This is a genomic window from Bradyrhizobium sp. FW305-F6 (assembly GCF_058782905.1).
In genome coordinates this window covers 908,173-923,082 of the sequence record NZ_JBYSYD010000002.1, presented here as the reverse complement: position 1 = coordinate 923,082, position 14,910 = coordinate 908,173, and the positions used below count along the sequence as shown (strand labels likewise).

The 14,910-nt window shown below is 65.1% G+C and carries 14 protein-coding genes; all 14 read left to right on the top strand.

Annotation, left to right across the window (positions count from 1 at the left end; translation table 11 throughout):
* The first annotated feature begins 43 nt into the window (after positions 1-43).
* The 14 genes from AC3WLX_RS15660 to flgK all read left to right on the top strand — a co-directional run bounded on the left by AC3WLX_RS15660 (position 44) and on the right by flgK (position 14,909).
* Complete coding sequence (locus AC3WLX_RS15660; RefSeq protein WP_492336622.1) at positions 44-808, top strand: MotE family protein; 765 nt, start codon at positions 44-46, stop codon at positions 806-808.
* A complete protein-coding gene (gene flgH / locus AC3WLX_RS15655) occupies positions 809-1,516 on the top strand; it encodes a flagellar basal body L-ring protein FlgH (RefSeq protein WP_492336621.1) in 708 nt (235 codons plus the stop codon). It begins immediately after the preceding gene.
* Positions 1,517-1,558: 42 nt separating this feature from the next.
* A complete protein-coding gene (locus AC3WLX_RS15650) occupies positions 1,559-2,002 on the top strand; it encodes a flagellar basal body-associated FliL family protein (protein ID WP_492337300.1) in 444 nt (147 codons plus the stop codon).
* Entirely contained in the window at positions 1,999-2,739 is a 741-nt protein-coding gene (gene fliP / locus AC3WLX_RS15645; RefSeq protein ID WP_492336620.1) for a flagellar type III secretion system pore protein FliP, read from the top strand. Before AC3WLX_RS15650 ends, fliP begins: the two co-directional genes overlap by 4 nt.
* A gap of 266 nt (positions 2,740-3,005) precedes the next feature.
* Positions 3,006-3,914 carry a flagellin N-terminal helical domain-containing protein gene (locus tag AC3WLX_RS15640; RefSeq protein ID WP_459596626.1) on the top strand — a complete coding sequence of 303 codons (909 nt, stop codon included), beginning with the start codon at positions 3,006-3,008 and terminating at the stop codon, positions 3,912-3,914.
* A gap of 270 nt (positions 3,915-4,184) precedes the next feature.
* The gene (locus tag AC3WLX_RS15635) at positions 4,185-5,099 is read left to right on the top strand and encodes a flagellin N-terminal helical domain-containing protein (protein WP_291624007.1); all 915 of its coding nucleotides are present in this window, start codon (positions 4,185-4,187) and stop codon (positions 5,097-5,099) included.
* A gap of 301 nt (positions 5,100-5,400) precedes the next feature.
* A complete protein-coding gene (gene fliF / locus AC3WLX_RS15630) occupies positions 5,401-7,026 on the top strand; it encodes a flagellar basal-body MS-ring/collar protein FliF (RefSeq protein WP_291624005.1) in 1,626 nt (541 codons plus the stop codon).
* Positions 7,023-7,718 (top strand): hypothetical protein, encoded by a 696-nt coding sequence (locus tag AC3WLX_RS15625; RefSeq protein ID WP_492336619.1) that lies wholly within the window; start codon positions 7,023-7,025, stop codon positions 7,716-7,718. Before fliF ends, AC3WLX_RS15625 begins: the two co-directional genes overlap by 4 nt.
* Before the next feature lie 6 nt (positions 7,719-7,724).
* Positions 7,725-9,038: a MotB family protein gene (locus tag AC3WLX_RS15620; RefSeq protein ID WP_492336618.1), complete on the top strand. Its 1,314-nt coding sequence runs from the start codon at positions 7,725-7,727 to the stop codon at positions 9,036-9,038.
* Positions 9,035-10,216, top strand: coding sequence for a chemotaxis protein (locus AC3WLX_RS15615; protein WP_492336617.1), 1,182 nt, complete (start codon positions 9,035-9,037; stop codon positions 10,214-10,216). Before AC3WLX_RS15620 ends, AC3WLX_RS15615 begins: the two co-directional genes overlap by 4 nt.
* A complete protein-coding gene (fliK, locus tag AC3WLX_RS15610) occupies positions 10,213-11,544 on the top strand; it encodes a flagellar hook-length control protein FliK (protein WP_492336616.1) in 1,332 nt (443 codons plus the stop codon). The genes AC3WLX_RS15615 and fliK overlap by 4 nt, the downstream gene beginning before the upstream one ends.
* Positions 11,495-12,076, top strand: coding sequence for a transglycosylase SLT domain-containing protein (locus tag AC3WLX_RS15605; protein ID WP_492336615.1), 582 nt, complete (start codon positions 11,495-11,497; stop codon positions 12,074-12,076). The genes fliK and AC3WLX_RS15605 overlap by 50 nt, the downstream gene beginning before the upstream one ends.
* A gap of 90 nt (positions 12,077-12,166) precedes the next feature.
* The gene (locus AC3WLX_RS15600; RefSeq protein ID WP_492336614.1) at positions 12,167-13,399 is read left to right on the top strand and encodes a flagellar hook protein FlgE; all 1,233 of its coding nucleotides are present in this window, start codon (positions 12,167-12,169) and stop codon (positions 13,397-13,399) included.
* Positions 13,400-13,433: 34 nt separating this feature from the next.
* Positions 13,434-14,909, top strand: coding sequence for a flagellar hook-associated protein FlgK (flgK, locus tag AC3WLX_RS15595; RefSeq protein WP_492336613.1), 1,476 nt, complete (start codon positions 13,434-13,436; stop codon positions 14,907-14,909).
* Position 14,910 lies beyond the last annotated feature (1 nt).

Sequence of the window (14,910 nt, the reverse complement as noted above, 5' to 3'; positions counted from 1 at the left end):
TCGCTCAATGCTCAGGTCTGAAGCGAGAATCGCACACGGCCCGATGCTGAAGCTGGAACACAGAGCCAAACTCCTCCTGCTGGCCGCAGCTTTGGTGCTCGCGAGCGCCGCGCCAGGGCATGCGCTGGAGGAAGCCAAGTCGTCGAAGCCGCTGAACCTGCTCTCCTTCGCCCGCGCGCGCGCCCCTGGATCGCAGAAGCCGCCGTCGTCGGCCACGCCGATGCCAGGCGACAATGCTTCGGTCCGGGCGACGGCATGGGCGGCCGAAGAGTCAGCACCCGCCGTCACCGGTGCAGTGCCGGGTCCGGAGACGCCGACACCCGCGCCAGCACCTGCACGTCCGGCCAAGCCCGGCAGCGTCACGGCGCCGGCGAAGTCCGCGCCGCCGCAGGCCGCGCCGGCCCCGGACAATGAAATCGCCCAGTTCTGCAGCAACGTCGGCGATGCCGCGGTCGATGCAAGGCTGGCCTGGCAGCTCAAGGAGCTGGAAAAGGCCGAGAGCCTGCTGCGCGAGCGCATCGCCGAAGTCGAGGCCAAGCGCGCCGAATACGAGAAGTGGATGGCGCTGCGCGACGACTTCCTGAAGAAGGCCGAAGCGAGCGTGATCGAAATCTATTCGCGCATGAAGCCCGAAGCCGCGGCGACGCAGATCGCCGGCATGAGCGACGAGACCGCCGCCGCCGTGCTCGCCAAGCTCAGCCCGCGGAGCTCAAGCGCGATCTTCAACGAGATGGACACGGCACGCGCGGCGCATCTCGCCGACCTGCTCGGCGGCATGCGTCGCGTGGACGACGGAAAGACCAGATAGATGAACAAGCCGAGCCTCATCCTTTCACTCTTCGCGGCATCCGTGTTCCTGGCCGGATGCTACCATGATCCGGCCGAAGTCCTGATCGGTCCGCAGATGTCACCCGTCGGCAGCGGCCTGAGGATGCAGGCCGATCCGATCCCGGTGACGCCGCGCATGCGCACGCCCGTCAGCTATCGCTCGACCTGGGACGACGGCACCGATCTCTACCGCGATCCGCGCGCCCGCCGCACCGGCGACGTCGTGACGGTGATCATCTCGATGCAGGACAAGGCCAAGCTCGACAACAAGACCGGTCGCTCGCGCGACTCGCAGGTCAAGTTCGGGCTCGACTGGCTGATGGACATCGCCGGATGGAACGACACGGGCCAGGCCAACGCCAATCTCAGCACCAACACCCAGATCAAGGGTAACGGCCAGATCGACCGCACCGAGGACATCAGACTGTCGATCGCGGCCGTCGTCACCGACGTGCTGCCGAACGGCAACATGATGATCAGCGGTTCGCAGGAGTTTCGAGTCAACACGGAGATGCGCGTGCTCAAGGTCGGCGGCATCGTGCGTCCGCGCGATATCTCGCGGACCAACACCATCTCCTACGAAAAGATAGCCGAGGCGCGCGTGTCCTATGGCGGGCGCGGGAATCTGTCGGACGTGCAGCAGCCTGGATGGGGACACCGGATCTATGACACCGTGGCACCATTCTGAGGCACGAGCCGGACGGATCGCGCCGCGATGGCAGGGGACGCCATGCGCCTGATCGCCGCCATCCTCGTGCTGACCCTGATCGCGATCGGCGCGGGCTCCGTTGCCGGCCTGCATCTGATCGCGACCGCCGAGCGCGTCGCCGACGCGAAGAAGGGCGCTGCGGCGCCGCCGATCGCGTCGAGTTACGCCGGCAGCGCGCGACTCAGGAAACTCTCACCGATCGTGACCAATCTCGCCGCGCCCGCCAACAACTGGGCGCGCATCGAAGCCTCCATGGTGACCGACAGCATGAGCGACGAGGACGCCGGCATTCTGGCCGCCCATATCAGCGAAGACATCGTGACCTATCTGCGGTCGGCGACGGTCGCGCAGTTCGAGGGATCGCGGGGGCTCCAGCATCTGCGTGACGATCTGACCGAGCGCGCCAACATCCGCTCGTCGGGCAAGGTCCGCGAATTGATCATCGAGACGCTGGTGATCCAGTGAGAGCGAAAATCCTGCTGCTCGCGCTGGTTCTGGTCGTGCTGCCAGAAGCGGCGCTGGCCCAGATCCCGGACCTGAATTCCCTGCTGCCGCCCGGAAACGGTTCGACCAGCGGCCGGATCATCCAGCTGATGGCCCTGATCACGGTGCTGTCGGTGGCGCCGGGGCTGCTCATCATGGTGACGAGCTTCACGCGATTTGCGGTGGCGCTGTCGTTCCTGCGCGCAGGGCTTGGCCTCCAGACCACGCCGGCCAATCTGGTGCTGATCAGCCTCGCGCTGTTCATGACCTTCTACGTGATGGCGCCGACCTTCGACCGGGCCTGGGAAACCGGCGTCCAGCCGCTGATGAAGAACGAGATCTCCGAAGAGGAAGCCTATCTGAAGATCACGGACCCGTTCCGCGAATTCATGCTGGCCCATGTCCGGGACAAGGATCTCCAGACCTTCGAATCGCTCGCCGCGGAGAGCTTCCGCAGGAAGTTCGACGACAAGAGGGTGGATCTGCGCGTCATCATTCCGGCCTTCATGATCTCCGAGCTCAGGCGATCGTTCGAGATCGGATTCCTCATCATCCTGCCGTTCCTGGTGATCGACATGATCGTCGCGACGCTGACCATGTCGATGGGCATGATGATGATGCCGCCGACGATCCTCGCATTGCCGTTCAAGATGCTGTTCTTCGTGCTGATCGACGGCTGGAACCTGCTTGCCTCCGGACTGGTGCGGTCGTTCTCGTGACAGTGGCGATCGCAGGCGGGGCGGGTATGGTTAAGCAATAAGCGCCGGATATGGTTAGCAGTCTGTAATAATTAACCATATGATTTTGCTGCGGAATTTCGTCCTGTCTTAAGCTGGAGGCAAGATTCGGCGTGCTAGCAATGCGGCACGGCGGGTTGGACCCCACCCACACCAGTCCAAAGGCATGATGCCGCCCCTCCGTACCGGTGAAAGCCCGGTATGTCCCCTCGTGAAAATGTATCGCGTACAACAAAGGGACATTCGCAATGTCAAGCCTGCTTACGAACTCGACTGCCATGACCGCACTCCAGACCCTGCGGTCTGTGAGTTCGCAACTCTCGACCACGCAGAACCGGATTTCGACCGGCCAGCGCGTCGCCACCGCGTCGGACAACGCCGCCTATTGGTCGATCGCAACGTCGATGCGCGCCGACAACGCCGCGCTCTCGGCGGTGTCCGACTCGCTCGGCCTGTCGGCCGCGACCGTGGACACCGAATACACCGCTTTGACCTCGGTGATCGGCGACAAGGACTCGGGCCTGACCAAGCTCCAGGCGTTGCTGGTCCAATCCAAGACCGCAGGTATCGACCGCACCAAGATCCAGGCGGACATCACCCAGATCCAGCAGGACATGAAGCTGAAGGCCAATTCGGCGACCTTCAACGGCATCAACTGGCTGAGCACCACGACCGGTACCACTCCGACGAGCTTCAGCCTGGTGTCGTCCTACTCGCGCGTCGGCGGCACGCCCACCATCGGCTCGATCACGGTGACGACGGCCAACTACACGCTCTACTCGACCACGCAGACCGGCATTCTGGACACCGTGGCCGGCAGTGCCTCGGTCGACACGATCAACATCTCCGCGCTGACCGACTCGGCGGCCGACCAGACCACGCTCGACGGTTACATCTCGAAGGTCACTGCGGCGATCAACTCGGTGGCCTCGGCCGCCGCCGATCTCGGTGCCGTCAAGAACCGCATCTCGACCAACACGAACTTCGTGAAGTCGCTGATGGACTCGGTTGACCGAGGTGTCGGCCAGCTCGTCGACGCCGACATGAACGCGGAATCCACCCGCCTTGCCGCCCTGCAGGTGCAGCAGCAGCTCGGCGTGCAGGCGCTATCGATCGCCAACAACAGCAGCCAGAGCATCCTGTCGCTGTTCCGCTAAGACTGACGTCATCGAAGCAAGGGCCGCGCTTCTCGCGAAGTGCGGCCCTTGTCGTTTGGCGTGCCGCGCGCCGCCGTTTCGGCTGGCCTGTTGCAGGCAGAGCACAGAGCCACAAGCTCCGCACAAGCTTGGCTCGCTAACCTCGCCGCTACGACAGGTTGGGCCTAGAACCCGCGTTTGCGGGCGCCCAAAGGCATGACGCCGCTCTGCCGTACCGGTGCAAGCCCGGTATGTCCCCTCACTCACGACAATCTCCAAAGGGACATCAAAATGGGTTCTAGTCTTCTCACCAACTCCTCCGCCATGACCGCGCTCCAGACCCTGCGGTCTGTCAGCGCCCAACTCGCCACCACGCAGAACCGGATCTCCACCGGCCAGCGCGTCGCCACCGCGTCGGACAACGCCGCCTACTGGTCGATCGCAACCTCGATGCGCTCCGATAACGCAGCGCTCTCCGCGGTCTCCGACTCGCTCGGCCTCTCCGCCGCGACCGTCGACACCGAATATACCGCCCTGACCTCGGTGATCGGCGACAAGGAATCCGGCCTGACCAAGCTCCAGGCGCTGCTGGTCGAAGCCAAGACCGCGGGTATCGACCGCACCAAAATCCAGGCCGACATCACCCAGATCCAGCAGGACATGAAGCTGAAGGCCAATTCGGCCACCTTCAACGGCATCAACTGGCTGAGCACGACGACGGGTACCACCCCGACGAGCTTCAACCTCGTTTCGTCCTACTCGCGCGTCGGCGGCACCCCGACAATCGGGTCGATCACCATCACGACCGCCAACTACACGCTCTACTCCACCACGCAGACCGGTATTCTGGACACCGTGGCCGCCAGCGCCTCGGTCGACACGATCAACATCTCTGCGCTGACCGACTCGGCGGCCGACCAGACCACACTCGATGGCTACATCTCGAAGGTCACCGCCGCGATCAACTCGGTGGCCTCGGCCGCTGCCGACCTCGGTGCGGTCAAGAACCGCATCTCGACCAACTCGGAGTTCGTCAAGACCCTGATGGACTCCGTGGATCGCGGTGTCGGCCAGCTCGTCGACGCCGACATGAACGCGGAATCGACCCGGCTCCAGGCTCTGCAGACCCAGCAGCAGCTCGGCGTTCAGGCGCTCTCGATCGCCAACCAGAACAGCCAGAGCATCCTGTCGTTGTTCCGCGGCTAAGCGGCGCTTTCGAAAACGACCGTGCTCCCTTCGGGAGCACGGTCTCCGCCGTGATCGGCGGGCGCGACGGCACGGGACGTGCCGGCACCCGACCCCGACGCCAGAGCACATAAGATACGCCGCAACCGATCGCACCAGGATGCGCCGGCGCGTCCGCATGCCGGCCGATCGGTCGCGTCACCCGAGCTTCTTGTAAAATTGCAACGCAGTACCTGCGAACCGACACACTCGTGTCCTCGCGCAACCTTCAGACAAGGTTGGCAGCTGAGTGTCCTCACCGTTCGCATTGGTACGAGGTCATATGCTCAGTCGTGCGCAGGTACAGCAACTGCTCAACAATCTGCTGGAGCTTGGGCCGCGACGCCTGATGGCCTTGGGGCTGATCGGCTTTGCAGTCCTCGTCACCGTCGTCGGCGGCGCCTACTATCTCAGCCGGCCCGAGTTCGAAACGCTCTATACCGGCCTCACCCGCGAAGACGTGACACGCATCGGCGCGGCACTGCGCGAGCAGAACATCGCCTTCGACGTCAATTCCGCCGGCGATGCGGTTTCGGTGCGTCCGAGCCAGACCATGCAGGCGCGGATGCTGCTCGCCGAGAAGGGGTTGCCGGCCAGCGCCAATTCCGGCTACGAGCTGTTCGACAAGATCGGCTCGCTAGGTCTGACCTCGTTCATGCAGGAGGTCACCAAGCTGCGTGCGCTCGAGGGCGAGATCGCCCGCACCGTCCAGCTGATGAAGGGCGTGAAAGCGGCACGGGTGCATATCGTGCTGCCGGTGCGCGGCTCGTTTCGCGCGACGCAGCAGCCACCGTCGGCCTCGGTCGTCCTGCGCACAGACGGCGCGATCGAGGCACGCACGGCGCAGTCGATCCGGCATCTCGTCGCCGCCGCCATCCCAGGCATGAGCCGCGACAAGGTGACGGTGCTCGATGCCGACGGCTCGATGCTGCTCGCCGAAGAGGACGAGGCCAGCGCCGCTCCGACCAAAATGGCGAGCCTGCAGAAGACGGTCGGTGGTATGGTGCAGGAGAACATCCGCAAGGCGCTGACGCCGTATCTCGGCCTCGACAATTTCGAGGTGAGCGTCGCGCCGCAGTTGTCCACGGACAAGCGGCACACCAACGAGACGGTCTATGATCCCGAGAGCCGGGCCGAGCGGTCGGTGCGGGCCGTGCGAGAGAAGGAGTCTTCGCAGAACGCCGACCGTTCGACGCCGACCACGGTGCAGCAGAATCTGCCCGATCAGCAGGTGAATGCCGGGGGCGGCAAGAACTCCAGCGAGGACAAGACGCGCCGCGAGGACGTCACCAATTTTGAAGTCTCGTCCAAGACCACCACGACGGTGAGCGACGGCTATACGGTCAAGAAGCTGTTCATCGCCGTCCTGGTCAACCGTACGCGGCTGATCGCCGATCTCGGCGACAAGAGCAACCAGGCCATCGTCGACAGCAAGCTCGCCGAAATCAGTCAGCTGGCGGCGACCGCGGGCGGACTGGACAAGACGCGCGGTGATCAGATCCAGGTGACGGCGGTGGACTTCATCGAGGGTTCGCGTGAGCTGGCGCCGGTGCCGCCGATCAGCTTCGTCGAGATGATCAACAAGCAGCTCGGGAGCGTCATCAACGCAGTGACGATCCTGGCCGTCGCATCGATGCTGGTCTGGTTCGGGCTTCGGCCCGCGGTCAACGGAATTCTGACCCATCGCGCGCAGCAGGAGCAGGTCGAGGCGGCTGAGGCCGCCCAGCTCGAGGCCGCCGCAGCCCTTGCACTACCCGACAGCGAGGACGCCGAGCTCAACCTCGTCGAAGACCTCGAAGGCAAGATGCAACGAACGCCGCAGAAGCGGCTGGAGCAGATCGTCCGGCTCGATCAGATGCAGGCGGCAGCGATCCTTAAGGACTGGATGCGACGCGAGGAGGCGGCATGAACGCGGCAATCGGAAAATTCCTGACGCAGTTCGACGCAAATGGACGGGTCAAGTCGCCGCCGCCTGCGCCGCCGAAAATCCAGGACGTGCTGACCAGGCCGAAGGAAGCCCGGCGCGAGCCTCAACCACAGCCTCAGACCCAGGCGCAGCCGCAGCTTCAGGCCCCGCCATCTCCGGCGGCCGCGACGGAAGCTCCGCCGGCCAATCTCCTGGACGATGCCTATCGGCGCGGACATGCGGCCGGCCTCGCGGAAGGCGACGCCAAGCTGGCCGAGGAGCGCGTCCGCGGCGCGATCCGGCTCGGCGAGGAGCGGGCCAAATGGTCCGACCAGCAGGCGGTCACTCTTGTCAATGGCTTCGAGGGCGCCTGTCGCGAGATCGAGGCCAACATCGCCAGCTCCGTTGCGCGGATCCTGTTGCCGTTCCTCGGCGAGGCCGTGCGCGACAAGGCGATCGGATCATTGGTCGAGCAGATCTCTGCGCTGACCGGCAACTCGTCGGTGCCGGCGTTCAAGGTCACCGGCCCGAGCGAGCTGCTCGACCTCGTGAGGACGCAGCTCGAGGCATCCAGGCGAGCGGGCATCGTGTACGAGACGTCCGAGACTCTCGAAGTCCGGGTCCTTGCAGACCAGACCGTGATCGAGACGCAGCTCTCGGCCTGGAGTGAACGGCTCAAGCAAGCGCGCCGGTAGCTCGCCATGGAAGAGGTCAAGCATGAGATCGTGATCGTCCGCCGGCGCAGCGCCTTCGCCGAGGAGGCACATCACGGCGGGGTCTGGAAGATCGCCTATGCGGACTTCATGACCGCGATGATGGCGTTCTTCCTGGTGATGTGGCTGCTCAACGCGCTCAACCAGGACCAGAAGCAGGTCGTCGCGAGCTATTTCAACCCGATCAAGCTTGCGGAGAACGCACCTGCTCCGAAGGGCCTCAAGGATCTCTCCCAGAAAGAGCCGGCGTCGTTCGAAGGCCAGGACGGCAAGCGTCAGCCGGCCGGGCCGAACGAAGAACGCCGCGGCGACTCTCCGACGGCCGAGAAGCCGGCGTCCTACGAGGAGAAGGTCCTGTTCCGCGATCCCTATGCGACGCTCTCCGAGATCGCCAATAGCGCGAACCAGTCCACGGGTCAGCGGCGTGCCGGCGCTCTGACGTCGGCCGAAGAGGACGGCCTCAAGGGCGGCGACGCCTATCGTGATCCCTTCGATCCCGGTTATTGGAGGCTGGCTCCGCAGGCGGCGAAGGACGCCGATCGCTTCGTCGACAGCGAGCCCAAGCCGAATGCGTCTGCGCGCGACAGTGCGTCCGGCCCAAGACAGGCAGATGCGCAGCCGCGCCGCGGCAGGACGGATGATGCCGGCGGAAGCGTAGCGCCGAACGCAGAGAACTCATCGACGAGCCTGTCGCCGCTGCTGCCGCCAGGTCCTGCAGCGGCGCAATCCTCTCGCGAGGGTAGCAGCCAGGCTGGTGTCCAGGCCAATGCCGCCCCGCCGGCGCGTTCCGACGATACGGCCAAGGGGCCCGAAGCGCGCGATGCGTCGCAAGCGCAGCAACCGACCCTCAAGCAGCTTCAGTCCGCGATAGCGGACGCGCTGTCGGACATCAAAGCGGGGGCGGGGCCGGCGGCCGAGGTGCGTCAGGTCGAGGAAGGGCTCCTGGTCAGCCTGACCGACGATGCGAGCTTCGGCATGTTCGCGGTCGGCTCGGCGGAGCCGCGTCCCGAGTTGATCCGCGTGATCGACAAGATCGGGCCGCTGCTGACCAGGCGCCAGGGCTTGATCATCGTGCGCGGCCATACCGACAATCGGCCGTATCGGTCTGACACCTACGACAATTGGCGGCTGTCGACGGCGCGTGCGCAGATGGCCTATTACATGCTGGTTCGCTCCGGCGTCGATGCGCGGCGGATCGAGCATATCGAAGGTTACGCCGACCGGCGGCCGAAGCTTCCGAACGACCCGGCGGCCGCCCAGAACCGCCGGATCGAGATCCTGATCCGGGAGAAGCGCCCTTGATCAGGCTGCTGCACCGCGGCGCCTTGCTGTTGTTGCTGCCGTTCATGGCGGCGAATGCGCTTGCTCAGCCTGCGCCCCAGGGCCGCGAACCCTACGAGCTCGTCCGCGCGTTGCAGGCGGTGCAGGACGGGATCGCCAATGGCGATACCGCCGCGCATGGCAGTCATATCACGCTGATCCGGCAGATCGGCGAGAAGTTCCTCGCTGCTGATCCCGCGGTGTGGAGCAAGCCGCAGAACGGCCAGGCCGTCGTCATCTACCTGCTCAGCGGCGGTGCGCCGCAGATCGTCCGCAAGCTGCCGCGCGACAAGATGAACGTCGACGAGCGGCTGCTCAACGGTGCGCTTGCCTATGTCGAGGGGCGGCAGGATGAAGCGCGGGAGCTGCTCAAGGACATCAAGCCGCGGACGATTGCTTCCGGTCTGGGCGGACAGGTCGCGCTGGTTCAGGGCGCGCTGTTCGCGCGCGCCGAGGCATCGTTCGCGATCGAGCGCCTCGACGATGCGCGCCTGCTGTTGCCCGGCACGCTGGTGGAGGAGGCGGCGTTGCGGCGCGAGATCCTGCTGGTGGGGCAGGCGGGGGATTTCGAGAAGTTCGAGTTCCTGACGCTGGCCTATCTCCGCCACTACCGCAAATCGATCTATGCCGGCGATTTCTGGCAGCGCTTCTCCAGCGGCTTGACCCAATCGAACCTGGCGCACGACGAGCGCCGCTTCGCACGGATCGCGGCTCTGTTGGAACAGATCGATCGGGCCAGCCGCCTCAAGCTCTATCTCGTGATCGCGCGCGCGGCGATGGTGCGCGGACAGATGGCCGTGACCCGGCTCGCCGGCGAGAGGGCGTTGGCGCTCAGCCCCGACGCATCAGTGGAGCGCGAACGGGCGCATTTCTTCCGAGGCGCTTCGCGCGTGCTCACCGACGAATATGACGGCGGTCTCGCCGAGCTGAAGGCGCTCGACCGCGCGAAGCTGCCCGAACGCGACGTCCCCCTTCTCAATGCAGCGGTGCAGCTCGCGCTCGACGTCCGCAAGCCGTTCCCCGGCGGATCTGCCGCCGCGGCCGACAAGCCTCCGGCAACGCCGGCGCGTCTCGATCTGGCGTCATCGACTGCGACGCTCGCGCGCGCACGGAAGCAGCTCGGCGAACTCGAACTTCTGACCAAGGACCGCCGTCCATGACCAAGCTCAACGGAACCTCCGGACAGCTCTTCTCGGGTCTCGCCGAGAGCCTCAACATCCGCGGCGCGCGCTCAGCCAAGAGCGCCGGGACCAAACCGCAGGCGAATTCGTCCTTCAACGATCTGCTCCACACCGTCTCGAACCTCGCCAAGCAGGCACTGAATGATGATGGCAACGAGACGGTCGCGAAGACAGGAACGCTGCGCTTGCGGAACCATCCGACCGAACAGGAGAAGCCGACGCAGGAGACGCTGCGCGAACACATCGCCGCCACCGCACATCCAAAGTCCGCAGGCAAGCCCTCCGACAAGAAGACCAGCACCCCGGCGGTAGAACAACGTCCGGACGATCCTGCGGCGGGGACGGGCGTCCAGGACCAAGCTGGCATAGTTGTCGCGGTCGGGCAGGAGATCGCTGCCGCGCCTGCCATGAAGCCGCAGATGCAATTGCAGTCCGGAGACAAGGACGCGCCCGCGCGCGATGAGCGTCCCTCCACGGCGAAGCGCGAGACCCCCGCCGCTGGCGTGACGCAGGCAGCAACGGTGAATGCCGCCACTTCCGGCGCGCGCTCGCAGGCCGCGGTTTCGCATGAAGTGGCCGAGTCGCAGCTTGGGTCCACGCAAGGCACGGAAGCTCAGAGCGCGATGCCGGTATCACCTGGCTTCGAGGCCGTCACGGCCAATGTCGAGCGCGCCGCCAGGGCGGCCGGCCGTGACGCGCTGCCGGAGATGACCAAGGTCACCGTGGTCCAGCAGGAGACCCATCTGCCGCCGGCGCAGTTCAACGCGCCGCAACAGGTCGCCAATGCGGTGGCCTCCGGGCTGAAGGAGTCTTCGGCACCGCCGGCCTCCACGCCAACCGATCTCGCGGCATCCCAGACCAACGCGCCGGATCAGCCATTGAAGATCCTGACCGTCAATCTCGAGCCGCCCGCGCTCGGCAACGTCACCGTGCGCCTGCGTCTCGTCGGCACCGAAGTGTCCGTCCAGCTTGCGGCCGAGCGGAAAGACACCAGCCAGATGCTCGACCAGCAGCGCGACCAGATCCGCGATCTCATGCAGTCGGCGGGCTACGTCGCCGACGTCGCACCGGTGCAGCACGGCTCGCTGGACGGATTCCAGAGCGGCTCCGGCCAGTCGCAGCCGCAGGGCCCGGGCCAGCAACAATCCTCGCCGCAGTCGCAAGGCACTTTCGGCGGTGCCGGCGCGTCGCCGGGGCAATCCGACGGCGGCGCGAAGCAAGCTCGCCAGGAGCGCGAGTCCAACCAGGAGACCCGTCATGACCAGGACGTGGCGCCGCATCATCGTCGCGGCCCTGTTTATCTCTAACGCGAGCGCTGCGCAGGCGGCCGCCGAAGCCGCGCGCCCTTGCGAACGGGAGATGGCGCGTGCCGCGCAACGGCACGGGATTCCGCTCGGCATTCTCTATGCCGTCGGCCTCACCGAGACCGGTCGGCGCGGCGCGCTGCATCCCTACGCGCTCGGGGCCGACGGCCAGACCGTGTTCGCCAAGGACATCAACGACGCCATCTCGCATTTCGAGGCGATACGCAGCAGAGGCATCAAGCTGATCGATCTCGGCTGCATGCAGATCAACCATTATTATCACGGCGAAAAGTTCGCGTCGGTACGGGCGATGTTCGATCCCGCGGGGAACGTCGAGTACGCCGCGCGCTTCCTCAAGGAGTTGAAGCAGCGCGAAGGCAGCTGGACCATGGCGGTGGCCCGCTACAATGCGGGTCCCAATAATCAGCCGGCGCAGAAGCGCTATGTCTGCCACATCGTTGCGCATCTCGTCTCGAGCGGCTTCGGCGCATGGACCGACAAAGCGCGCACCTTCTGCCAGTCAAAAACGAGCTGATAACATGAAGTTGTGCATCGCGCCCCATCATCAGCCCCGCGCAAGCAAGAACCCCCATTGTAACTGCAAGCTACCAAAGGAGCCCAATTCATGAGCCTGTATGGTGTTATGCGCACCGGCGTTTCCGGGATGAACGCGCAGTCCAACAAGCTGTCGACGGTCTCGGACAACATCGCCAACGTCAACACGGTGGGCTACAAGCGGGCTTCCACCGAATTCTCCTCGCTGATCCTGAAGAGCGGCTCCGGCAATTACGATTCCGGCGCGGTCGAAACCAAGGTCCGCTATGCCATCAGCGACGGCGGCAATACCCAGTATACCACGTCGACCACGGACCTCCGCGTCCAGGGCAATGGCTTCTTCGTGGTGTCGAACGCCAACAACACGCAGCAATATCTGACGCGCGCCGGCTCTTTCGTGCCTGACAGCCAGGGCAATCTGTACAACGCCGCCGGCTACTACCTCCTGGGCCAGCCCGGCAACGTAAGCAATTTCTCGCAGAACAGCCTGTCAGGCATGCAGATCGTCAACATCGCCCAGGTCTCGCAGGTGCCGGTGCCGTCGACGGCGGGCACGCTCACGACCGGCAATCTGGATCCGAAAGCGGCCGTCATTGCTGGCCCACCCGGCCCGGCCTCATATTCATCGAAGAGCTCGATCGTGGCCTACAACAATATCGGCCAGGCCGTTACGCTCGACGTCTACATGTCCCACACGGCGACGGCTGCCGGCCTGGATACCTGGCAGATAGGGGTCTACGACTCCGCGACGGGCACCTCGCTCGGTGCCGCCACGACCTTCACTTTCGACACCACGGCGGCCGGCAGGGGCGCGTTGGACGCGGCGAGCCCGACCGGTCTCGCCTTCACCGTTCCCGGAGGTGCGGCGATGACCCTGGACCTGTCGAATTTGACCCAGGTCGGCACCGATTTCAGCTTCAAGGCCACCGTCAATGGCAGTGTCCCATCGGCCATCGAGAAGGTCGATATCGACGATGCGGGCCACGTGACGGCGATCCTCAAGAACGGGCAGCAGCTGACGCTCTACACGATCATGCTCGCCGACGTCGCGAGCCCCGACAATCTGACGCCCGAGCCGGGCAACGTCTATTCGACCAACATGAATTCCGGCAATGCGCAGGTCGGAAATGCCGGCACCGGAGGGCTCGGCACGGTCCAGTCCAGCGCCCTGGAGGATTCCAACGTCGACCTCGCGGACGAGCTCACCGGCATGATCGAAGCCCAACGCGGCTTCACGGCGAACTCGAAATCGTTCCAGACCGGCTCGGATCTGCTGGACGTCGTCGTCAACCTGAAGCGCTGAATTCTTCGGCGCTCGTCTCGGGCAAGAGCACGCCATGTCGCTTACCGCCGCTCTCAACTCGGCCCGCTCCTCGCTCATGGCGTCGAGCGTCCAGTCGTCGGTCATCTCGCGCAACATCGCTGGTGCCGGCGCCACCGGCTATTCGCGCAAGCTCACCGTGCTGGACAATCTGCCCGGCGCCGGGGTCTATGTCGCGGCGATCCAGCGCGCCGCCAGTTCGGGTCTCTACAACAACGTTCTGATCGCGACCTCGTCTTCCGCCAAGCAAAGCGCCATCTATGACGGCCTGCAGAAGATCGCGGCCGCGACGGTGGACGATCCGGAGATCGACCATTCGCCGACGGCGCAACTCAACGCCCTGAAGCAGGCGCTGCAGAAATTTGCCAACGCTCCTGACAACACCACGCTGGCGCAGGCGGCTGTCACGTCGGCCAAGGACATGGCGACTGCGCTCAACCAGGCGACAGAGACGGTGCAGTCGGCCCGCGAGAGCGCCGATGCCGACATGAACATTTCGGTCCAGACCATGAACCGGCTGCTGTCCCAGTTCGAGACCGTGAACACCGCGATCGTGAAAGGCACGATCTCCGGCGACGACATCACCGACTACCTCGACCAGCGCGACAACATCGTCTCGCAGCTGTCGGAGGAGGTCGGCGTCACGATGTCGATCCGTCCCAACGGCGACGCCGCGCTCTACGCCGACAGCGGCGTCGTGCTGTTCGACAAGACGGCGCGGGCCGTGAGCTTCGCGGCGACGAATATCTACACTGCCGGCACCACGGGCAACGCCGTCTACATCGACGGCGTCCCGGTGACCGGAGCCAATTCGGTGATGCCGCTGAAATCGGGCAAGCTCGCCGGCCTCGCGCAGCTGCGTGACCGTGACACCGTCACTTATCAGAGCCAGCTCGACGAGATCGCGCGCGGCTTGATCAATACGTTCCGGGAAAGCGATCAAACCGCCGCAGCGCTGCCCGACGTTCCCGGCCTCTTCACTTATCCCGGTGCGCCGGCAATGCCTGCGAGCGCCACCGTCTCGGTGGGCCTCGCCGGCACGATCTCGGTTGCGGCATCGGTCGATCCGGCCCTGGGCGGCGATCCGAACCTGCTGCGCGACGGCGCGATCAGCGGCAATCCCGCCTATCGATACAACACCGCCGCCAACAGCGGCTATTCCGCCCGGCTGCATCAGCTCGTCGGCGGCATCGACGCCTCGCAGCCCTTCGACGCGACCACGCAGGGCAAGCCGAACGGCAGCTTGATCGACTTCGCATCGTCATCGACCAGCTGGATCGAAGACCAGCGAAAGACCGCCGATGCCAATTCCGAGTACCAGAGCACGCTCCTCAACCGCAGCATCGCCGCGCTGTCGAACGTCAGCGGCGTCAACATGGACGACGAAATGGCCTTGATGCTCCAGGTAGAGCGTACCTATTCGGCATCGTCGAAGATCATTTCGACCGTCGATGAAATGTTGCAGAGCCTGCTCGCTGCCGTGGGGAACTGAG